The organism is Psychroflexus salarius, from assembly GCF_900129035.1.
In the GTDB taxonomy this organism is placed as follows: domain Bacteria; phylum Bacteroidota; class Bacteroidia; order Flavobacteriales; family Flavobacteriaceae; genus Psychroflexus; species Psychroflexus salarius.
The window spans coordinates 37,187-59,263 of sequence record NZ_FQTW01000009.1; the positions used below are offsets into that span (position 1 = coordinate 37,187).

24 protein-coding genes are annotated in these 22,077 nt (G+C 34.2%); 12 read left to right on the forward strand and 12 right to left on the reverse strand.

Features of this window, described 5'->3' with window-relative positions:
* Position 1: 1 nt before the first annotated feature.
* The gene (gene lepA / locus BUB82_RS10135) at positions 2-1,798 is read right to left on the reverse strand and encodes a translation elongation factor 4 (RefSeq protein ID WP_073193509.1); all 1,797 of its coding nucleotides are present in this window, start codon (positions 1,796-1,798) and stop codon (positions 2-4) included.
* Positions 1,799-1,924: 126 nt separating this feature from the next.
* On the opposite strand from lepA, the gene BUB82_RS10140 reads away from it, so the two are divergent.
* From BUB82_RS10140 to BUB82_RS10165, 6 genes are all read left to right on the forward strand, one after another.
* Positions 1,925-2,839 (forward strand): DUF6671 family protein, encoded by a 915-nt coding sequence (locus BUB82_RS10140; protein WP_143185677.1) that lies wholly within the window; start codon positions 1,925-1,927, stop codon positions 2,837-2,839.
* A gap of 3 nt (positions 2,840-2,842) precedes the next feature.
* A complete protein-coding gene (locus BUB82_RS10145) occupies positions 2,843-3,805 on the forward strand; it encodes an L-threonylcarbamoyladenylate synthase (RefSeq protein WP_073193511.1) in 963 nt (320 codons plus the stop codon).
* 4 nt (positions 3,806-3,809) lie between these two features.
* On the forward strand, positions 3,810-5,162 hold the full coding sequence (locus BUB82_RS10150) for a dihydroorotase (protein ID WP_073193512.1): 1,353 nt from the start codon (positions 3,810-3,812) through the stop codon (positions 5,160-5,162).
* Between the two features lie 404 nt (positions 5,163-5,566).
* The gene (locus tag BUB82_RS10155) at positions 5,567-7,924 is read left to right on the forward strand and encodes a TonB-dependent receptor (RefSeq protein ID WP_073193513.1); all 2,358 of its coding nucleotides are present in this window, start codon (positions 5,567-5,569) and stop codon (positions 7,922-7,924) included.
* Between the two features lie 61 nt (positions 7,925-7,985).
* Positions 7,986-8,417 (forward strand): TlpA family protein disulfide reductase, encoded by a 432-nt coding sequence (locus BUB82_RS10160; protein WP_143185678.1) that lies wholly within the window; start codon positions 7,986-7,988, stop codon positions 8,415-8,417.
* A 52-nt stretch (positions 8,418-8,469) separates the two neighbouring features.
* Positions 8,470-8,979 (forward strand): 1-acyl-sn-glycerol-3-phosphate acyltransferase, encoded by a 510-nt coding sequence (locus tag BUB82_RS10165; protein WP_234949783.1) that lies wholly within the window; start codon positions 8,470-8,472, stop codon positions 8,977-8,979.
* Here the strand turns inward: BUB82_RS10165 and BUB82_RS10170 are convergent.
* On the reverse strand, positions 8,976-9,566 hold the full coding sequence (locus BUB82_RS10170; protein WP_073193516.1) for a riboflavin synthase: 591 nt from the start codon (positions 9,564-9,566) through the stop codon (positions 8,976-8,978). The genes BUB82_RS10165 and BUB82_RS10170 overlap by 4 nt on opposite strands.
* Positions 9,567-9,615: 49 nt before the next feature.
* On the opposite strand from BUB82_RS10170, the gene pdxA reads away from it, so the two are divergent.
* From pdxA to rpmF, 3 genes are read left to right on the forward strand one after another with little or no spacing between them, the layout of a single operon-like run.
* The gene (pdxA, locus tag BUB82_RS10175) at positions 9,616-10,677 is read left to right on the forward strand and encodes a 4-hydroxythreonine-4-phosphate dehydrogenase PdxA (RefSeq protein ID WP_073193517.1); all 1,062 of its coding nucleotides are present in this window, start codon (positions 9,616-9,618) and stop codon (positions 10,675-10,677) included.
* 46 nt (positions 10,678-10,723) lie between these two features.
* The gene (locus tag BUB82_RS10180) at positions 10,724-11,260 is read left to right on the forward strand and encodes a YceD family protein (protein ID WP_317041058.1); all 537 of its coding nucleotides are present in this window, start codon (positions 10,724-10,726) and stop codon (positions 11,258-11,260) included.
* 11 nt (positions 11,261-11,271) lie between these two features.
* Positions 11,272-11,472: a 50S ribosomal protein L32 gene (rpmF, locus tag BUB82_RS10185; RefSeq protein WP_073193519.1), complete on the forward strand. Its 201-nt coding sequence runs from the start codon at positions 11,272-11,274 to the stop codon at positions 11,470-11,472.
* Positions 11,473-11,622: 150 nt separating this feature from the next.
* Here rpmF and BUB82_RS10190 read toward each other — a convergent pair whose 3' ends face one another.
* From BUB82_RS10190 to aspS, 4 genes are all read right to left on the reverse strand, one after another.
* The gene (locus tag BUB82_RS10190) at positions 11,623-11,814 is read right to left on the reverse strand and encodes a cold-shock protein (RefSeq protein WP_073193520.1); all 192 of its coding nucleotides are present in this window, start codon (positions 11,812-11,814) and stop codon (positions 11,623-11,625) included.
* 345 nt (positions 11,815-12,159) lie between these two features.
* Complete coding sequence (locus BUB82_RS10195) at positions 12,160-12,399, reverse strand: hypothetical protein (protein ID WP_073193521.1); 240 nt, start codon at positions 12,397-12,399, stop codon at positions 12,160-12,162.
* A 1-nt stretch (position 12,400) separates the two neighbouring features.
* The gene (locus BUB82_RS10200) at positions 12,401-14,191 is read right to left on the reverse strand and encodes a chloride channel protein (RefSeq protein ID WP_073193522.1); all 1,791 of its coding nucleotides are present in this window, start codon (positions 14,189-14,191) and stop codon (positions 12,401-12,403) included.
* Positions 14,192-14,228: 37 nt separating this feature from the next.
* On the reverse strand, positions 14,229-15,983 hold the full coding sequence (gene aspS / locus BUB82_RS10205) for an aspartate--tRNA ligase (RefSeq protein WP_073193523.1): 1,755 nt from the start codon (positions 15,981-15,983) through the stop codon (positions 14,229-14,231).
* 256 nt (positions 15,984-16,239) lie between these two features.
* Between aspS and BUB82_RS10210 the strand changes: the two genes are divergently transcribed.
* On the forward strand, positions 16,240-16,596 hold the full coding sequence (locus tag BUB82_RS10210) for a toxin-antitoxin system YwqK family antitoxin (protein WP_073193550.1): 357 nt from the start codon (positions 16,240-16,242) through the stop codon (positions 16,594-16,596).
* A gap of 54 nt (positions 16,597-16,650) precedes the next feature.
* Here the strand turns inward: BUB82_RS10210 and BUB82_RS10215 are convergent, their stop codons facing one another.
* On the reverse strand, positions 16,651-17,217 hold the full coding sequence (locus BUB82_RS10215) for a DNA-3-methyladenine glycosylase I (protein ID WP_073193524.1): 567 nt from the start codon (positions 17,215-17,217) through the stop codon (positions 16,651-16,653).
* 12 nt (positions 17,218-17,229) lie between these two features.
* On the opposite strand from BUB82_RS10215, the gene BUB82_RS10220 reads away from it, so the two are divergent.
* Positions 17,230-17,841: a thioredoxin family protein gene (locus tag BUB82_RS10220; protein ID WP_073193525.1), complete on the forward strand. Its 612-nt coding sequence runs from the start codon at positions 17,230-17,232 to the stop codon at positions 17,839-17,841.
* On the opposite strand, the gene truB is transcribed toward BUB82_RS10220, so the two are convergent.
* The 5 genes from truB to BUB82_RS10245 form a co-directional block, all read right to left on the reverse strand.
* Positions 17,830-18,543: a tRNA pseudouridine(55) synthase TruB gene (gene truB, locus BUB82_RS10225; protein ID WP_073193526.1), complete on the reverse strand. Its 714-nt coding sequence runs from the start codon at positions 18,541-18,543 to the stop codon at positions 17,830-17,832. The genes BUB82_RS10220 and truB overlap by 12 nt on opposite strands.
* Positions 18,536-19,333 carry an undecaprenyl-diphosphate phosphatase gene (locus BUB82_RS10230; RefSeq protein ID WP_073193527.1) on the reverse strand — a complete coding sequence of 266 codons (798 nt, stop codon included), beginning with the start codon at positions 19,331-19,333 and terminating at the stop codon, positions 18,536-18,538. Before BUB82_RS10230 ends, truB begins: the two co-directional genes overlap by 8 nt.
* Entirely contained in the window at positions 19,333-19,599 is a 267-nt protein-coding gene (locus BUB82_RS10235; protein ID WP_073193528.1) for a DUF3098 domain-containing protein, read from the reverse strand. Before BUB82_RS10235 ends, BUB82_RS10230 begins: the two co-directional genes overlap by 1 nt.
* 22 nt (positions 19,600-19,621) lie before the next feature.
* Positions 19,622-20,500 carry a cell division protein FtsX gene (locus BUB82_RS10240; protein ID WP_073193529.1) on the reverse strand — a complete coding sequence of 293 codons (879 nt, stop codon included), beginning with the start codon at positions 20,498-20,500 and terminating at the stop codon, positions 19,622-19,624.
* Positions 20,501-20,768: 268 nt separating this feature from the next.
* A complete protein-coding gene (locus BUB82_RS10245; protein WP_083574515.1) occupies positions 20,769-21,098 on the reverse strand; it encodes a TM2 domain-containing protein in 330 nt (109 codons plus the stop codon).
* Positions 21,099-21,178: 80 nt separating this feature from the next.
* Here BUB82_RS10245 and BUB82_RS10250 point away from each other — a divergent pair, with 80 nt between their 5' ends.
* The gene (locus BUB82_RS10250) at positions 21,179-22,069 is read left to right on the forward strand and encodes a hypothetical protein (protein ID WP_073193530.1); all 891 of its coding nucleotides are present in this window, start codon (positions 21,179-21,181) and stop codon (positions 22,067-22,069) included.
* Positions 22,070-22,077 lie beyond the last annotated feature (8 nt).

Sequence of the window (22,077 nt, forward strand, 5' to 3'; positions counted from 1 at the left end):
TTTAATCGTTAAGCTTTAGCACAGCCATGAAGGCTTCTTGTGGTATTTCAACATTACCAACAGCACGCATACGCTTTTTACCCTTTTTCTGTTTTTCGAGTAATTTTCGTTTTCTAGAGATATCACCACCATAACACTTGGCTGTTACATCTTTTCTAAGTGCTTTTACGGTTTCACGGGCAATAATTTTTGCTCCAATTGCCGCCTGTATTGGAATATCAAATTGTTGACGCGGGATAAGTTCTTTTAACTTTAAGCACATTTTCTTGCCGATGTCATAAGCATTATCTACGTGTAATAATGCAGATAAAGCGTCCACTTTATTGGCGTTTAGTAAGACGTCTACCTTGACCAATTTAGATGTTCGCATGCCAATTGGCGAATAATCAAATGAGGCATAACCTTTAGAAACGGTTTTTAAGCGGTCATAAAAATCGAATACAATTTCAGCCAATGGCATATCAAAACTAAGTTCAACGCGATCTTGGGTGAGGTAAGTTTGATTGGTAATTTCACCACGCTTTTCTATACATAACGACATAACTGAACCGACAAATTCAGCTTTTGTGATGATGCTTGCTTTGATATAAGGTTCTTCTACGCGATTTAAGGTCGAAGGTTCTGGTAAATCTGAAGGATTACTAACACTAATTGGTGTTTCAGGCTCTTTGTTGGTATAAGCTAAATATGACACGTTAGGAACAGTTGTAATAACCGTCATATCAAATTCACGCTCTAAACGTTCTTGAATAATTTCAAGGTGAAGCATCCCAAGGAAACCACATCTAAACCCGAAGCCTAAAGCAGCTGAGCTTTCTGGTTGAAATACAAGAGAAGCATCGTTTAGTTGAAGTTTTTCCATGGAGTTTCGAAGCTCTTCGTAGTCTTCGGTGTCAACTGGATAGATGCCTGCAAAAACCATTGGTTTAACATCTTCAAAACCAGCAACGGCTTTTGTAGTTGGGTTTTCGGCATCGGTAATGGTATCACCAACTTTAACTTCTCTAGCATCTTTAATACCAGTAATTACGTAGCCAACGTCTCCAGCTTTTATTTCTTTTTGAGGAAATTGTACCAATTTTAAGGTTCCGATTTCGTCGGCGCTGTAAGTTTTATTGGTCGCTACAAATTTTATTTTTTGTCCTTTTTTAATACTGCCATCAAAAACTCTAAAATAGGTTTCTACACCACGAAAAGGGTTATAAACCGAGTCGAAAACCAAAGCGCGAAGAGGTTCTTCTGGATTGCCTTTTGGTGAAGGAATTCGATCTATAATGGCGTCTAGAATTGTATCAATACCTAAACCAGTTTTAGCTGAAGCAGGAATCACGTCTTCACGATCGCAGCCTAACAAATCTACGATATCATCGGTAACTTCTTCAGGGTTGGCGCTTGGTAAATCTACTTTATTGAGTACTGGAATAATTTCTAAATCGTTTTCAAGCGCTAGATATAAATTCGAGATGGTTTGCGCTTGTATACTTTGTGCTGCATCTACAATTAAGAGCGCACCTTCACAAGCGGCAATAGACCTTGAAACCTCATAAGAGAAATCAACATGACCTGGTGTATCAATTAAGTTAAAGGTAAATTCTTCGCCATTGCGTTTATGATACATTTGTATAGCGTGGCTTTTTATGGTTATGCCACGTTCACGCTCAAGATCCATATTATCGAGTAGTTGTTCTTGTTTTTCGCGTTCGGTGACGGTTTGAGTAGCATCTAAAAGCCTATCGGCTAAGGTGCTTTTACCATGATCAATATGTGCGATAATACAAAAGTTACGAATGTGTTTCATAAAAACAGTGGCTTACTTATCTCTAGTTTAATTTCGCAAATATACAGATTAAAGTTGCTCAACCTTAGTTAAAATTATGGCTTATGTTTTATTTAGTAAATCTTACAACTTGTATAAATCGAGCTTATGTTATCGATAATCAACTTAAATAAATACTTGTTAGATCTTGTGTTATTTTTGTGCTTTATGAAAATCCCAAACGACTATTTTAAGCATCGAAAATTAGTTTTTGTGACCCAGCATCAAAAACACATCGCAGTTTTTCCTGTATTGGAAGATAAACTTGAATGCGAGCTAGTTTTATGTAATCAAATCGACACTAATCAGTTTGGTAGTTTTTCGGGAGAAGTTAAGCGTTTAAATGATGCTTATCAAACCGCTGTTTTAAAATGTGACACTGCTCAACAAGAGTTTGGTTTTGATTTGGTTTTGGCCAGTGAAGGTTCTTTTGGGTCACATCCTAGTATTCCTTTTTTACCCTCAAATCAAGAGTTACTTGTACTAAAAGACTATAAATACAACTTTACTGTTAGTGCTACTTTCACGAGCTTAGAGACTAATTTTTCAGCTGAAACTATTAGCTCAATGAATGGCTTAGAGGCGTTTGCTCAAAAAGTGAAGTTTCCTTCACATGCCTTAATTTTTAAAGATCGAAAAGATCAATTTAGAGAAGTTCACAAGGGTATTGATAATCAATTAGAACTAGAAAAAATTTTTGAACCATTACTTGTTAAGCATAGGCAAGCTTATATAGAAACGGATATGCGCGCTTGTTACAATCCTACTCGCCAAAAGGTTATTGCCCAAACAGCTCAAAAATTACTGAAGCAGTTATATTCAATTTGTCCAAAATGCTGTTTACCGGGTTTTCAAGTAACCTCTACTCAAAAAGGCTTAAAGTGTTCAGTTTGTCGGTTTCCAACCAATTCAATTTTATGTCAAGAATATGTTTGTCAAAATTGTAATTATGTTTTAAAGAGCTATTATCCTAATCATCAACAATTTTCTGATCCCATGTACTGTAATTTTTGTAATCCATAATTGATGAACACAAAACTCACTACCGATGTAGATTACTGTGCTAAACTACTTCAAAATGGCCAAAATATAGCTATTCCTACCGAAACAGTTTACGGTTTAGCAGCTATTATAACCAACGAAAAAGCACTGAAGCATATTTTCACTTTAAAGCAACGTCCTCAAAATAATCCCTTAATTGTACACATCCATGAGTTAGCTCAATTAGAAGCATTAGTGACTCATATTCCAGAACAAGCCGTACGCTTAGCCAAGGCTTTTTGGCCAGGACCGTTAAGTATGGTGTTTCCTAAATCTAAGTTGGTTAATCAGGTAATTAGCGCTGGCTTAGAAACTGTGGCGGTAAGAATGCCCAATCACTCCTTAACTTTAGCGCTTATAAAGGCAGTAGGCACACCAATTGCAGCTCCAAGTGCGAATCCTTTTACACGAATTAGCCCTACGCAGGCCCAACATGTTTTAACTTATTTTGACCAACAAATTCCCGCTATTTTAGATGGTGGTTCTTGTCAAGTCGGGTTAGAGTCTACCATTGTTGGTTTTGATCAAGAACAGCCTATTATTTATAGAAAAGGTGGTGTTTCTCAAGAAGCAATAGAAGCTATTATTGGCCAAGTACAAGTCGCAAAATCAAACTCAGCGATTAAGTCGCCCGGCATGCACCTAAAACACTATTCCCCAACTACACGGTTAATTTTAACTGAAGATATTTCAGCTGAAATAGAAGAGCAAAGATCCCATTATCAACATATCGGCGTTATAAGCTTTTCCAGTTTTAATCACGATAAAGCAGAAGTGATTAAAGTATTATCTCAAACAGCAAGTCTAGCTGAAGCTGCCCAACAACTTTACCAAACACTACATGACCTTGATCAACTTCAGTTAGATGTAATTATCACCAAAGCCTTACCCAGCCATGGGCTAGGCGCTAGTATTAACGATAGGCTACAACGGGCTAAATTTCAATAAAGCTATGAACAAAACACTTATTAAAAATGGCACCTTAGTTAATGAAGGGCAACAATACCAAGCAGATATCCTTATCGATGGTCAATACATTCAAAAAATAGATCGTGATATATCTTATGCTAATGCTAATATTATTGATGCTAAAGGATTACATGTATTACCAGGCATGATAGATGATCAGGTGCATTTTCGTGAACCGGGTTTTACTCACAAAGCTGATATTAGGACAGAATCTATGGCCGCTGTAGCTGGTGGGATTACCAGTTTTATGGACATGCCTAATACCTATCCCAATACTTTAACTCAAGATTTATTAGAACAAAAATATCAAATCGCAGAACATTCATCCTTAGCTAATTATTCTTTCTTTATGGGAATTAGTCAATCTAACCTAGAAGAAGCTTTAAAAACAGACTTAGAAAATGTGTGTGGACTCACCGATGATGGCTTGTATTTTGATAACGACCAGGGCATTATGGCTAACCATCCAGAATTCCTTGAAAAATTATTTAAACGTTCGCCACATATTATAACCTTACACAGTGAAAGCGATGCCATTATTGCCAAGAATACAGAGCAATTTATAGATAAATATGGTCTTGATATTCCACCAAGTGCTCATGCAGAAATACGAAGTGAAGCGGCATGTTTAGCAACCACAAATCAGATTTTAGAGTTAGCAAAAAAACATCAAAATAGATTACATATTTACCATATTTCAACTGCTAAGGAAGCCTTTTTATTAGATGCAGGTTCAGATGTTAAATCTAAAAGAATTACAGGAGAAGCTTGTATTCATCATTTATGGTTTTCGGCGGATGATTATGAGCGTTTAGGTTTTAAAATTAAATGGAATCCTTCAGTGAAATCTGAACTTAATCGACAAGAATTGCTTAGAGCAGTTAAGGATAATTACATCGATATTTTTGCGACTGACCATGCGCCACACACTCTAGCAGAAAAACAAGGTAATTATTTTGAAAGTATGTCTGGTGGTCCGTTAGTTCAACATGCGTTGGTGGCTTTGTTAGAGTTTTATCATCAAGGTGTATTTAGTCTAGAAACTATAGTTAATAAAAGCGCTCATAAAGTGGCAGACTTATACCGTTTAAGAAATCGAGGTTATCTTAAAGAAGGTTATTATGCTGATTTGTGTTTAGTGAATTTAAACAAACCTTGGAAAGTAATCGATGCCAACAGCTTTTATAAATGCGGTTGGACACCGTTTGTAAATACATCATTTAAAAGTCGAATTGAAACAACTTTTGTTAATGGTATTATAGTTTACAATAATGGTCATTTTAATACTTCAACTAAGGGCAATCGATTAATGTTTGAGAAAGATCGATTTAACTAGCTATTGTAAGATTTCAAAATCTTGACTACTGTTTAAACTTGCTTTGCGTACATTAAGAACACTGTTGTCTGGGTTAACTGAAAATTCAACAATAATTATAAGCTCTATATTAGTTATTATAATTTGTTATAGAATTAAATACAAAAAATTTAAAACTTGTTTTCATATCAAAAACTTCTCTTTACCTTTGTACCACATCTCAAAGGGGTGTTTTGCGAAAGTGAAACTGAGATTATACCCAATGAACCTGGGCAGGTAATGCTGCCAAGGGAATTGAATAGCCAGCTTTATAACCTGGTTAATCGCATGCGACACTCCTGTTAACCAAAGAGGTTATCAGGATTTTTTATTTTAATGTTTAACTTAAAGAATAATTGCCCCTTTTATTCGTAAATTTTTTACGAATGAAAACTAAATTATTGTTTTTAATGGCGATCTGTGCAGTAGGCCTTAATTACGCACAAAACTTGACGATAAGTGGTAAAATCACTTATCAAAACAAAGCCTTGCCTGGTGTGACTGTTTATGCCGAAGGTCAACCAAATGCAACAACTTCAGCAAAAGATGGCACTTATAGCCTGAACTTGAAAAAAGGTAATTACACGATTATATTCAGTTATGGTAATACTTACCAAACTGAAATTAATCTAACAGAATCAACTGAGTTTGATCTTAAATGGGAAAAAACCATTGAATCACTTAATGAAGTATTGGTGAATTCAGTTCGGGTCAAAGCCGATTCTCCGATCACACATACCAATTTATCAAAAGCTGAAATTGAAGAACGCAACTTAGGACAAGATATTCCAATCTTAATGAAGTTTATGCCGTCTGTTGTCTCAACTTCTGATGCTGGTAATGGTGTTGGTTATACAGGAATTCGAGTAAGAGGTAGCGATGCATCACGTGTAAATGTAACCATTAACGGCATTCCTTATAACGATCAAGAAAGTCAAGGTACTTTTTGGGTTAATTTGCCAGATTTTGCTTCTTCAACACAAAATCTTCAACTACAACGTGGTGTTGGGACTTCCACTAATGGCTCTGGTGCATTTGGAGCGAGTTTGAATCTATTAACCGAGGCGGCTTCAACCGAAGCTAATGCTAGTATTTCTAATTCCTATGGTTCATTTAATACCCGAAAACATAATGTAACCTACTCAACTGGTTTGCTTCAAGATAAGTTTGAAATTTCTGGACGTTTATCTCAAATTAAATCTGATGGCTATGTAGATCGGGCATTTTCAGATTTAAAATCTTATTTTTTGCAAGGGGTTTTTACTGAAGGTGATACCTATATTAAAGCCTTAACTTTTGGTGGCCATAACATCACTTATCAATCTTGGTTTGGGATTGATGCTCAAACACTTCAAAATGATAGAACTTTTAATCCTGCTGGCGAATATGTTGATGCCCAAGGGAATACAAAATACTATGATAATGAAGTAGATGATTATAAGCAAGACCATTATCAGTTGCATTGGCACCAAAATTTAAATAGTAATTGGTCTTCAAAATTAAGCTTAAACTACACCTATGGTCGCGGATTTTTTGAACAGTATGTAGATGAAGCTAACTTGGCTTTTCATAATATTTCTAATGCAGGTCGCACAGAATCTGACTTAATTAGACGGCGTTGGTTAGATAATGATTATTTTGTGTCGAGTTTAGATTTAAATTATCAAGACAAGAATTTAGTCCTTAATTCTGGCGTATTTTACAGTTTTTACACTAACGACCACTTTGGTGAAGTAATTTGGAGCCGTTTTGCTGGAGATTCTGAGATTCGTGATCCTTATTATAATGGCGATGGTACTAAAAATGAATTCACTATTTTCTCGAAAGCGACATACAAGTTTAACGAGCAATGGCAGGCGTTTTTAGACCTTCAAGGCCGATTTGTGAGTTATGAAACTTCAGGTTTTACCTCTGACAAAGTGGCGATGAATGTCGATCAAAACTATGAATTTTTTAATCCAAAACTTGGTTTAAGTTACCAGCTTGATAAGGCTAATCAATTTTACTTCTCATACGGAAAAGCTCACCGAGAACCACGCCGAACTGATTTTGAAAATAATATTACCAAAGCTGAAGAGCTAGATGATTTTGAGTTAGGCTGGCGTTATGTCACCGACAAGGTTGAAGTTAACACGAATGCTTATTATATGTACTACAACAATCAAATGGTGCTCACTGGTGCTTTAGACGATGTTGGTGCGCCAATTCGAGAAACGTCTGGCAAAAGTTACCGTTTAGGTTTAGAGCTTGATGCACAAATTAAATTATCTAAAAACTTCAGCTTAATGCCAAATGTTGCAGTAAGTCAAAACAAAAATATCGACTTTATTGCTGAATTAGATGGGCAGTTACAAAATTTAGGTAATACCAATATTTCGTTTTCACCAGAACTTATAGCTGCCAACCAGTTTGTGTTTCATCCCACTAAAAACTTTCAAATGGGCTTGTTGAGCAAGTTTGTTGGTGAACAATATATGGGGAATATCGATAGTGAAGTTTCTAAATTAGATTCTTTTTTTACAACAGATTTTAACTTGGTTTATCGTTGGGACAATGCACCGATGTTTAAAAGTATTGTGTTTACGGGCTTAGTGAATAATGTGTTTGACGAGCAGTATGTCTCTAATGGTTATTTTTATACTTACGACGTGGTTAACAATGGTAATACCGAAACAATTGGAGGCGCTGGATATTATCCACAAGCTGGTATTAACTTTTTACTAGGCGTTGAGTTAAAATTTTAAAATTTAATTAGTTTCATTACAAAAGCAGTTGCATCTTTGTAGCTGCTTTTTTTATTAAATAGTGAAACACGTAAAACAACTTAATAACTTAAAAAAGCTTTCGGGAGCAAAGGCTAATTTTTCAGAAGCCGACTTTACTGAAAAGCCCACTTTGTTTTTATTTTATAATAATCAATGTTTGGGTTGTACAGGTCGTGCCATTCCTTTTGCTTACAAACTTCAAAATGAGTTTGCTTGTCGTTTAATTTTAATCCATTCAGACTTTGGTAGGGTTTCAACCGAAGAAGAAATTAAATCAATTTTCACGGTAACTGAAATTCCTTTTGAAATTTATAAAGATGAAAATCATCAATTATACAATCACTTCAATTGTGAAGGCACACCACATTGGGTGTTATTTAATCAACAAGCTGAAGTGATTCAATCTATTTTTGGTTCGCAAGCAAATGCTCAAAATCGCTTATTTTATAGCTTAGATGAAGTCACACGATAATAGTTGAAGTTTTAGTACTTTAGTCACAAATTTATAACCTTTGTATTCCTTTTTGTTTCATAGAATTTTAGGCTGGAAAATTACAGGCCAATTTAACCCTCAAATTAAAAAGTCTGTTGTTATTGTTGCACCACATACACATTGGCATGACTTTATTATTGGGGCTTTAACTAGAGCTATTATTAATGTGAACATTAATTTTGTAGCAAAAAAAGAATTGTTTAAATGGCCTTTTGGTCTTTATTTTAGATGGATGGGCGGCACACCGATTGACCGTTCAAAATCTAAAAACACGGTTGCTCAAGTTGTAGAGGTTTTTAAGTCTAAAGCTGAATTTAGACTTGCTATTGCTCCTGAAGGCACAAGAAAAAAAGTGAAGCACTGGAAAACAGGCTTCTATTATATGGCACTTGAAGCCGAAGTTCCTATTATCTCAGTTGCGTTTGACTATCAACAAAGAGAAGTGAAAATTAGTGAAGCCTTTTATGTTTCAGGTAAGATTGAAGAAGACTTACCTGAAATTCGGGCATTCTATCAAGATGTTAAAGGGAAACTGTATTAAGATTTTAACTCCATTAAACGTTTCACGTATTTACCAATGACATCAAACTCCAAATTGACAGTATCTCCAGCTTTTAAATGTTTAAAATTGGTGTGTTCATAAGTGTAAGGTATAATAGCCACGCTAAAGCTATCTAACTCAGAATTTACAACAGTTAAGCTTACACCATTAACTGTAATTGAACCTTTTTCTATAGTTACATTGTGTAAACTTGTGTCGTAAGTAAAACGGTATTCCCAACTGCCATCAGTTTCTTTTACAAACTGGCAAGTAGCGGTTTGGTCTACGTGGCCTTGAACAATATGGCCATCTAAGTGCGCATTCATCCGCATACCACGTTCAAGGTTTATAATGTCACCAACATTTAGTTTGCCTAGATTGGTTTTGTCAAGTGTTTCTTGAATAGCTGTAACGGTATAGACATCGTTTTTAATATCTACAACAGTTAAGCAAACCCCGTTATGAGCAACACTTTGGTCAATTTTTAGTTCTTTAGTAAAGCTGGCTTTAATACTAAAGTCAACATTGGTTTGATGAGGTTGAATAGCAATTATTTCGCCAAGTTCTTCAATGATTCCTGTAAACATAGTTGTAGATTATTTCGTTACCTTTGTGCTACAAAAATAGTTTAATTTCATGAGAAATCAGTCCATTATAAAAGTAGGAATAAGTATCGGTGATATGAATGGTGTTGGGCCTGAAATCATTTTGAAAACCTTAGAAGATAAACGTATATTAGAATTATTTACACCTGTTATTTTTGCCAACTCTAAGTTGATGTCTTTTTTTGCCAAGCACTATAAAACCAAGTTGAAGTTTAACGGTGTTTTGAAAGCTAGTGATGCTGTAGAAGGCAAGATTAATGTAGTAAATGTTTGGCGAGAAGGTGTTGATATCAATTTCGGGCAAGAAGACAAAACGGTAGGTTCTTATGCTATAAAGTCTTTAAAAGCAGCTACTCAAGCTTTAATACACAACGAAGTTCAAACCCTTGTTACTGCGCCAATCCATAAAAACTCAATACAATCAGACGAATTTAAATTTCCTGGTCATACCGATTTTTTAGCGCAAGAATTACGTGGTGATAGCTTAATGTTTATGGTCTCTAACCAAATTAGACTAGGCTTACTGACCGACCATGTGCCTGTAAAAGATGTGGTTAACCATATTACCACTAAATCACTCAAGCAAAAAGTAAACGCCATTCACAATTCATTAAAAGTAGATTTTAACATTCGCGAACCCAAAATTGCAGTTTTAGGGGTTAACCCTCATAACGGTGATAATGGAGTTATAGGAACGGAAGACGATGAAATTATAAAACCAGCCTTAAAGTCATTTGTTGATGAAGGTAAATTTGTATTTGGCCCTTATGCCGCAGATAGTTTTTTTGGAAGCCAGAATTATAAAAAATTCGATGCTGTTTTAGCCGCTTATCACGATCAAGGTTTAATCCCGTTTAAAACCTTATCATTTGGTAAAGGTGTTAATTTTACAGCTGGTTTAAACCGAATCAGAACATCTCCAGATCATGGAACCGCTTTTGATATTGCAGGGAAAGGTGAAGCTGATCACTCTTCATTTCAAGAAGCTATTTTTACAGCTATACAGCTATTTAAAAACCGAATGGAGTATATTCGGCTGAATAAAAACGCTTTAGAAACACAAAAACCGCAAGAATATAGAAACAATAAATAGATTGTTGAAAAAATTTTAATATATTTGCACGCTCAAAACTGATGTTATGATGAAGGATTTAGAAGCTTACGTCATTAAATTTGTAGGTTTAAAGCAAGGGAAACACCAGTTTGAGTACAAAATTACTGACGAGTTCTTTGATTTTTTTGAATATGATGACTTCAACACAGCTGAAGTAAATATGACCATTTTGTTGAATAAAAAAGCTAACATGTTAGAGTTTAGCTTTACAGCTAAAGGTAATATCAACTTAAATTGTGATGTATCTACTGAAGCTTACGACCAACCAGTTCAAAATACATTTGAGTTGGTGGTTAAGTTTGGAGACGAATATAATGATGATAACGAAGACCTGTTAATCTTACCATGGTCAGATTACGAGTTAAATATCGCGCATTACATTTATGAAACCATCGTTTTAGCGATACCGCAAAAGCGCATTCATCCAGGTGTTGAAGATGGAACATTAGATTCAGAAATCTTAGATAAATTAGACGAATTACAGCCTAAGGCTGAAGAAGATAAAAATGAGGATGATATTGATCCTCGATGGGAAGATTTAAAAAAATTATTAAACGATTAAATAGCTGAGTAATGGCACATCCAAAGAGAAAAATTTCTAAAACAAGAAGAGATAAAAGACGTACGCATCTTAAGGCCGCAATGCCACAAATTGCTACAGATTCTACAACTGGTGAAGCGCACTTATACCATAGAGCGCACTGGAGTGAAGGTAAGCTTTACTACAGAGGCCAAGTGTTAATTGATAATACTGAAGAAGAAATCGTAGAGTAAACGATTTTCACCTTATAATCATCAACTCCTTTGTTTTTATAATAAAGGAGTTTTTTTGTTGTTTAACAATGTACATAAAGAATACAAAAAAACGCTAAACTATGAAGTTTAGCGTTTTTGAAAGTCTGAAAAATAAATTGTTTATATCAATTAGATTAAACGTACGTTAGCAGCGTTTAAACCTTTTCTACCTTCTTCTTCGTTGTACTCAACAGCGTCTCCTTCGTTAAGAGAATCACCGTTTAAACTTGTGACGTGAACAAAAATATCTTCTCCTGTTTCGTCGTTTGTAATGAATCCATAACCTTTTGATTCATTGAAAAATTTAACTTTACCTTGCATAATGTAATAAAAATAATTAATAATGCTACAAATGTAAGTAATAATATCGACGCAATGTTAGCTTAAGCTTAATTTATTTAAAATAGTTGGTAAACTTTTTTAATTTTAACCAATTGAAATTCTTGCAATTAAGCCACAATACTGAAAAGAGAGACTTAATTTGAATTGAAATATTTTTTAAAAATTTTCTTATTTCATTTGAAGTGATTAAGATGAGTTGAATATTAGTCACTTCAACTGTATATCTTCCCCAAACTGAGCCATCAATTATTATCCTTAGTTGATGATGGGAGCATTAAATTTACATACAAGCTGTAGTAAATTCGACCTTTAAAGATTAAATTATTAGAGTTGATCGTTATTACGCATTTTGTCCATGCGTTCTTTGGTTAAGGTGTAATCTTCAAGTTTTTTACCTTTCCATCGGTGATATAAAAACAATGGCATTAAAATAAATGAAGATGCTAAAACAGATAAACCAATAATAAGTTCACCTAATTTTTCGTCTTCAAACTCCCTAATGCCAAAACCAGTAATAAATGCGGCAAGAATAATAAAAAATACAATTTTAATAAGTGTTTTCATTTTAAACAGTAACTTCAATTAGTTTTTGACGGTAAGCCGTTAATAGTTTTGATTTAGAAATAAATCCAACATATTTTCCTTCTTTAACAACGGGTAAATTCCAAGCTTCGGTTTGCTGAAATTTTTGCATAATCAGTGACATTTTACAGCTGCTTAAATCAATTACATCAGGTGCCGACTGCATAAGGTCGTAGACTTTAACTTTGTTATACATATCTTGATCAAACATAATGGTTCTAATATGATCTAGCAAAATTATTCCTTTAAATTGTTGTTGATGATCAACAACTGGAAATATATTTCGAGATGATTTAATAACGCCTTCTTTAACTACTTCACCAAGCGTCATGCTTTCGTTAAGTATGCAAAAGTTAGTTTCAATAACTTGCTCAATTTCCATTAAAGTTAACACGGCTTGGTCTTTATTGTGGGTGACTAAGTCGCCACGTTGTGCTAGTTCTAAATGGTACACCGAGTGTTTTTGAAAACGTTGCGTAATCATATAAGAAATCGCAGCAGTAATCATAAGTGGTATAAATAAGCTGTAACCACTGGTGAGTTCGGCTATTAAGAAAATAGCTGTTAATGGCGCATGCATAACGCCTGCCATTAGTCCTGCCATACCAACCAAAGTGTAGTTGCTTAAAGCAATGTCATGATTTAAGATTTTAAGTTGATTAATAATCATACCAAAGCAATGGCCAGCAATACTTCCAATAAATAAAACAGGTGCAAAAATGCCGCCAACGCCACCAGCTGCAATAGTAATAGAACTGGCTAATATCTTTAAAAACAATAGTAGCATTAAAAATACAATAACAGTCCAAATATTTTCAAATTGATTAAAGGCATAATTTTCTGTAGCTGTAAAATGTTTACCAGCTAATAATTCATTAATCAGCGCATAACCTTCACCGTAAATTTGTGGTGTAAGTAGCATGAGTATTAACAGGCAACCACCACCTATTAAAGCTCTGTTTAGCTTAGAGGAAAACCGCTTAAACCGACTAAAAATTGAAATATAAATTCGGCTAAACATAATAGAGATAAAAGCCGTAAATATGCCAAGTATTCCGTATAAAGGCATATCGCTAAAACTAAATGAATCTGTAATTTGTGTTTGAAGTAAGTAGTCATTTCCGAAGAAAAAATAAGAGGTTAAAATAGCCGAAACTGAAGCGACTAAAAGCGGAATCATGGAAACAAGCGTCAAGTCAAGGCTAAAAATTTCAATAGCAAAAATAATTGCAGCAATTGGTGCTTTAAATAAAGATGACATCGCGCCGGCAGCTGCACAGCCAATTAATAATGTTTTGGTGGCTTGATTTAATTTTAAATATCTAGAAAATCGCGTGCTAAGCGAAGCGCTAGTAACAACCGTAGGTGCTTCAAGACCAGCCGAACCACCAAACCCAACTGTTATTGGCGCAGCAACTAAAGATGCATAAGTTTGAAAATATTTAAATAAGCCTTTTCGTTTTGAAATGGCATATAAGGTAGTTGAAATTCCTTGACCAATTTCAGATTTAATTAATCGTGTTTTAAAAACATATACTAAAACTAAACCTATAATCGGTAAACCTATTTTGTACATATGGTCGTAATAGCTAGAGCTTTCAATAAAAAAAAGCGACTGTACAAAATAGGTTAAGTTTTTCATTAACACAGCTACAGTTCCTGAAGCTAAGCCAACTAACCCACCTAAAATAACAAGGTATTGTTGCCGATTTAAATGCTTTTCTCTAAATCGGTTAAGCTTAAAAAAAAATCGCTGAAGCTTAGATGTTTCCATGCTAATTAATTTTTAAGCCACTATTATTCAGATTAAGTTAAGATTTTTTAATGAGACTTAAATGTAACTCTTTTAATTGTTCTTCGCTGATTTTTGCAGGAGCATCAATCATAATATCACGTCCTGAATTGTTTTTAGGGAATGCAATAAAATCACGAATGCTTTCTTGTCCGCCTAAAATTGCCACTAATCGATCTAAGCCAAAAGCAATTCCACCATGAGGTGGCGCTCCATATTGAAAGGCATCCATTAAAAATCCGAACTGTGCTTTTGCTTCTTCTTCAGTAAAGCCTAAAAAGGCGAACATTTTTTCTTGCATATGACGATCGTGAATTCGAATAGAGCCGCCACCAATTTCATTACCATTTAAGACTAAATCATATGCATTAGCTCTTACTTTTCCAGGATCTGTTTCAAGTAAATTAAGGTCTTCTAGTTTAGGCGAAGTAAATGGGTGATGCATGGCATGAAATCGTTCAGTTTCTTCATCCCATTCAAGTAACGGAAAGTCAACCACCCATAGCGGTGCAAATTCATTAGGATTTCTTAAGCCTAAACGTTCGGCCATTTCCATTCGCAAGGCACTAAGTTGAGCGCGAGTTTCATTCGTTTTTCCTGATAATACAGCAATTAAATCGCCTGGTTTTGCGCCTGTAATTTCAGCCCATTTTTTTAAGTCGTCTTGATCGTAAAATTTATCGACAGATGATTTAAAACTGCCATCTTCATTACATTTGACGTATACCATACCTTTGGCGCCAACTTGTGGTCGCTTTACCCAATCGATGAGTTTATCAATTTCTTTTCTGGAATAACTTGCTCCATCGGGAATCGCAATGCCTACAACCAATTCCGCTTGGTTAAATATTGAAAATTCTTTATGTTGTGCAACTTCATTGAGTTCACCAAACTTTATCCCAAACCTGATGTCTGGTTTATCATTTCCATAAGTTCTCATGGCTTCATCATAAGTCATTCTCGGGAAGTCTTCAATGCTTACGCCATTAATTTCTTTTAGTAAATGCTTGGTTAAGCCTTCAAACGTTTGTAACACATCTTCTTGTTCAACAAATGTCATTTCGCAATCTATTTGTGTAAACTCTGGTTGGCGGTCAGCTCTTAAGTCTTCATCTCTAAAACACTTGACAATTTGAAAGTACTTGTCGAGTCCGCCTACCATCAACAATTGTTTAAAGGTTTGTGGTGATTGCGGCAAGGCGTAAAATTGATTGGTATTCATACGGCTTGGTACTACAAAATCGCGGGCGCCTTCTGGTGTAGATTTTATAAGGTAAGGTGTTTCAACATCTATAAAATCTTGTTGGGTTAGGTAATTTCTGACGGCCATTGAAACTTTACTTCTGAAAATCAATTTGTCTTTAACAGCTTGGCGTCTAATGTCTAAGTAGCGGTATTTTAATCTTAAATCTTCGCCACCATCGGTTTTGTTTTCAATAGTAAAAGGCGGCGTTTTAGAAGTGTTTAAGATGTTTAGTTTTTCGACTAAAACTTCAATTTCTCCTGTATTAATATGCGTATTTTTTGATTCACGCTCAATAACCTTTCCTTCAACTTGGATCACAAATTCACGGCCGAGTGTTCTGGCTTGTTCAACAAGTTGCTTGTTAGAGCGTTCGGCATCAATAACCAATTGTGTAACGCCGTAACGATCGCGTAAGTCAATCCAGATGATAAAGCCTTTATCCCTAATTTTTTGTACCCAACCTGATAATTTTACTGATTTATTAACGTGGTTGATATTTAATGTGTTGTTATTGTGCGTTCTGTACATGGCTTTTAACTCGTTAAAATAAGTCTGCAAAAATAATCAAGATTCTGGTAATATAACTTTTTATAGCTTTAAAGTTAGGGGTTCTTTTTTAGTACAATTATTTATAAATAAGCAATCAAAATATATGAAGGTATTAAAATTATTAAAATTTATATTATTGAAAATGAATTATTTATGATTTTAATGTAAATTTAATGTTAACTAAATGTGTTTTAAACGTAAATTTAATGTATATTTGTTGTTAAATATTGAAGTTATGAAGATGTTAGGAACCTTATTTATGGCGTTATTAATGAGTTTTTCACTTTTTGCTCAGGAAAATGTCCAGGTAAAATTAGAAAAAGAAGGTGATTTAGTAAAAGCGACTTATTTTCACGATAACGGAGAAGTTAGTCAAATAGGTTATTTTAAAAATGATAAGCCTCACGGAGAATGGAAGGCTTTTGATATCACTGGAGATAAAATAGCTCAAGCTAAATATGATGAAGGCAAAAAAGTTGGCAAGTGGTTCTTTTGGAACGATGGCAGCCTTTCTGAAGTTGATTATCGTAACAATGCTGTTGCTAAAGTTAGCTCGTACCAAAAAAATGAAACTTACGTTGTAAGCAATTAATGCCCAGCAATTAATGAATTTTAAAGCCTCATTTTTTTGAGGCTTTTTTTATGTTTATTTTTTGAAGCAAGCGTTTAAATGATCGTTTATAATGCCACAACTTTGTAAAAAAGCATAAACCGTTGTAGGCCCTAAAAACTTAAATCCGTAGGTTTTTAAATCTTTTGAGATTTTTTCACTTAAATGAGAAGTCGATGCAACACTGTTTAAGTCAGGAACATTATTAACTATAGGTTGGTGATTTACATAACGCCAAAAATAATAGCTTAAACTGTCGTATTCAGATTTTATAATTAAACTGGCTTTAGCATTGTTAATTGTTGCTTCAATTTTACCGCGATGTCTAACAATGCCTTTATTATGGAGTAATTTTTCTACTTTAGCAGAGTCGTAATTAGCAATTTTTTGAATGTCAAATTGATCAAAGGCAGCTCTAAAGTTGTTTCTTTTTTTCAAAATAGTCAGCCAGTTGAGTCCTGACTGAAAACTTTCCAGGCTTAATTTTTCAAATAATTCTTGATCATCAAAACAGGCTTTTCCCCATTCGTTATCGTGATAATCGATGTACAAAGAATTTGTTAAGCACCAGTTACAACGCTGAGGTTTTGTTAAGTTTGCCATTTTAAAATTAATATGGAATCAAAACTAAGCATAATAAAACAATATTTATCAGACGCTATGTCTTATAGCGACTATAAAAATTTGGTTAAGCAATTATTAGACGAAGGTAAAGCAACTGGTCACAACCAAAGTGAAATGTACTTGAACTATTCTAAACTAGGGTTTAGCCGAATGAAGCGCTGGGAAAAAACCTTTAAACTTGACCAAGAACAAATTCAAGCTATTAAGTCGGTTTCTACGCCACAAACTTGGCTAGTCATTTCTGAAGGTTGGTGTGGCGATGCGGCACCAGCATTACCCATTATGAAAAAAATTGCTGAAATTAATAAGAATATCGATTTTAAAGTAATTCTTCGGGACGATTTTCCTGAAGTTATCGAGACATTCTTAACTAATGGCGGAAAATCCATACCAAAGTTAGTTAGCTTTAATCTTGAAAAAGAAGCACTTTATTTTACGTGGGGTCCAAGACCATCAACAGCTACTCAAATGGTTGAAGATGAAAAAAAGAAAGAAGGTCAACTTTCAGCAGAGTTTAAAGAAAAGTTACAATACTGGTATAATACTGATAAAGGAAAAACGACGGCGAGCGATTTAATTGATTTACTGAAATCAACGGCTTAATTGCTGCTCAAAGTCTTCAATAGTTAGTGCATTTTCAACTTTATAATTCCCAATAGCAGTTCTTCTTAATGCGCTTAAATGGCTGCCAGAATTGAGTGATTTACCAAAATCATGCGCTAAACTTCTAATATAAGTACCTTTACTACAAACCACTTTAAAAGTTACTTTTGGTTGTTGATTGCCTAAGTCTTTAATTGATGTTATCTTAAATTCTTCAATAAAAACCTCACGTTTTGGTATATCGACCGATTTTCCTTCTCGAGCAAATTCATATAATCGCTTACCTTCTTTTTTTAAGGCTGAAAATATAGGCGGTTGCTGCATGATTTTACCAGTAAATTTTGAAGTTGCTTCGTGTAAAAGCTGTTCAGTAATATGCTGTGTTTCAAAATACTGGTTAATTTCAGTTTCTAAATCGTAAGATGCTGTTGTGGCTCCAAGTGTAATTTCACCTGTGTAAATTTTGGTTTGCCCCATTAAATCTTGAATGGTTTTGGTTTTTTTTCCAGTGCAGATAATCACCAGCCCAGTTGCCAGCGGATCTAAAGTTCCGGCATGACCAACTTTAATTTTTTTAATCTCAAACTCGCGCTTAATTAACCACCTTACCTTGTTGACAAGCTGAAATGACGTCCAATTTAAAGGTTTATCAAAGCATAAAACCTGACCTTCTTTGTAATCGTTTAAATCTAATTTAGGCATGAAATTGAGTAATAAAAATTGCGGCTAAACCAACGATAAAACAATAAATAGCAAAATATTTAAGTTTACTTTTTTTAACAAGGCTAATCATCCAAGTGCAAGCAAACAAGCCTGTTAAAAATGCGGTGATAAATCCAGCTGAAAGTGCTAAAATATTTGGTGTTTCTGCAGATATTTCACCACTACTTAAATCTTTAGCAATTTTCCCAAAAATGAGCGGTACAACCATTAAGAACGAAAAACGGGCGGCTTTTGACTTATCATTACCAAGCAAAACCGATGTTGCTATGGTAGCGCCACTTCTTGAAATGCCAGGTAAAATTGCAACGGCTTGTGAAATGCCAATAATAATGGCATTGCCATAAGTTACGTTTTTTTCAGTAGGCTTTGCTTTGTCCGTTAAAAACAATAATAAACCTGTAACGACTAACATAAAACCGACTAAGATAATATTGTCGGCAAAAAGTAATTCCATTTCAGTTTCAAAAAAGAAACCTACTAAAGCCGCAGGAATCATTGATAATACAATTTTTGCAGAAAATTCAAATTCGGCATTCCACTTTAGTTGAAACAGGCCTTGAAAAATTTCAAAAATATCTTTTCTAAAAATAACAACCGTACTCAAGGCTGTTGCAAAATGTAAAACCACGGTAAATAACATCGATTCTTTAGGTACGCTTTCATCACTCAGCAAAACTTTTCCAAGCTCTAAATGGCCACTTGACGAAACAGGTAAAAACTCAGTTAACCCCTGAATAATACCTAAGATGGCAGAATCTAAAACATCCATTAATTTCGTTTAGGAGAGGTTAAAATGGCGTAAACTTCAACTGCAAACCCAATTAAAATTAAGCTTGGTGCTAGTCTAATTCTTCGCCAACTAAAAATTTCAGGATTAAAAACATTGGGATCATCACTGCCACCGCCTGCCATCAAAATAAAGCCTAGGGCAATAATAGCAAGACCAATCACCATAAATTTATAATTTCGCTGACCGAAAATAAATGTATTTTGATGCTTGTTTTTGCGTTCTCGTTTTAATTTACTTTCTCCCATAAGTCCTAATTCATTAGGTGTTTTAATAATATAGTTCGTCCGTTTTCAAATTTAAAAAACGCTGAGTAGCAAAAAATGTGCTCAACCATGAAATGATTAACCCCAATAAAAATACAGCACCAAAAAGCGCTGCTAAAATCGGTTTATTAGCAATTAAGTACAATTCAGGAAAACTTTGGTCTAGGTAATAAAGCACAACTGCCATCCCGATCAGTGATAATATACCGCCAATGCTACCAAGTTTTATACTTTTCCAAATAAAAGGACGTCTAATAAAGCCTTTTGTAGCACCTACCATTTGCATGGTTTTAATGGTAAAACGCTTAGAATAAACCGAAAGTCTAATAGAGCTATTAATCAATAAAACGGCAATAAACGTAAATACACCGCTAATTACAAGTACCCAAAAACTCAATTTTTTAATATTATCATTAAGCAGAGCAATTAAAGGTTTATCATAAACAATCTCGTCAACAAATTCATATTCCTTTAAATCGCGTGAAATTTCAGCCAATTGTACTTCAGAGACATAATCGGCATTAAAATAAATATCAATTGCATTTTGTAAAGGATTATAACCTAGAAAATCCATAAAATCCTCACCAATTTCCTCGCTGTAAGCTTTGGCAGCTTCGTCTTTAGAAATAAATTCAATCGATTTTGTATAGTCAGACAGTGCAATCGATTTTTGAAGTTGATTAATTTCAACTTCTTTAGCCGTGTCGTCTAGATAAATAGTAAGTGCAATTTGTTCTTTAAAATGGTCAGCAACTTTTTGGGTATTTAAAACTAAAATGCCTAGCAAACCAACCAGAAACAATACCAAAGCAATGCTAATTACCACCGAAAAATAGGAAGTAATCAAACGGCGTTTTTGGTATTTTTCAAACGATGAAGCCATTCTAAATATTTTCGTAAAAATAAAAAACTCAGTTGTATAACGTTCAAATTACGCATTTATTTTTTTGGGCGCTTTTGCTTGCTTTCATTGCAACGCCGCAAGCTTCAATTAACAAATGCTATGGCTTAAAAGGCTTTCAAGGCATCAAGCATTTAAACCTGCATTTGTAAAATTTCAGCTTTTACGGGGTTTTCATTCCAATCAACCGCGCATAAAAAAGCCGCTTAAATTTGTTAAGCGGCTTTTTTTAGGGTAAAAGTATTTTTGATTAAAAATTATCAGTTAAGATATTGATCAAATCAATAATTGACCAAATCCCTAAACCACCCAAAGTAATAATGTATAAAATGTTTGCCCAAACTGGCTTCTTAGCATACCAGCGGTGCGCTGCAAAAGGCCAACCTAAGAAAAACCAAAAAGCAACGGCAACCCATTTATCATAACCAGCAGCTGCAATAGGCGTTAGGGCATCTTCGTTAGCAACACCATCAGTTACAGTTGGGTCAATGGTTGGGCTTTCAACCTTAACGGTTGTAGTTTCAACATTGACTTCAGCTTTTTTAACATTGTCTTTGTTTACAGGAAAAGATGCAAACATCAAAGATGTTGAAAAACAACACCATTAATAACATTAAATTTTTCATAAGTTTGAATTTTATTTTGTAAACTTAATGCTTTATGTTAAAATTAAGAAATATTTTTTACCTATTTTTTCTGATGACGACTGTTATATTTGGTCAAAATTCAGAAAACTATGAATTTATAGGTTCCGTTTTATTAGAAGATGACACAATGATTTCTTATAAACTCAGCTTTAAGGATCTTGGTAATGGTAAAATTACAGGTCAATCAATCACAGATTTTGCAGGAGAACACCGAACAATTTCATCTATCGAAGGTCAAATAGATTACAAAAACAATACAATTTCTTATAAAGAAACCAAAAATCTATTAACAAAGTCAAATTATGATGACGACAGCTTCTGTTACATACATTTAAACAAAGCAACTATAAAACTCAGGAACCGCAAAAGCGTTATTGAAGGCAAATTTCAAGGTAAATATCCAAATGATGAGCCGTGTGTTTCAGGTGAAATTAGATTAGTTGGTACAGATTTCTTTTTTAAGAAAATGGATCGATTTAACCGTAGAATAAGTAGAATCAATAAGATTGATAGCCTTACAAAAGAAAAACTAGCAACTTCAATTTTTAAAAATAAAGTAGAAAATAATACACTTCAAAACGAAGATGTTGTGGCGTTATTTTTACCTAAAGCAAAGTATGTATTTCTTGAAATTTGGGATGAAGAGCTTGAAGATGGTGATAAAATCGATGTTTTTGTGAATAAAAAACTCATATTAGAAAATTACGAAATCAAAAATCTAAAGAAGATACTCAAATTACCGTTTACCCAACCTGAGATGACAATTGCTGTTGTGGCAAATAATATCGGTAAAAAAGCGCCTAATACTGTAAGTTTAGTTTTAAGAGCAAAACAAGAACAGCATAAATTAAGAACTAAATTAGAAAAAAATCAACAAGCATTTTTACTTTTAAAGCACAATTAAGGATAGTT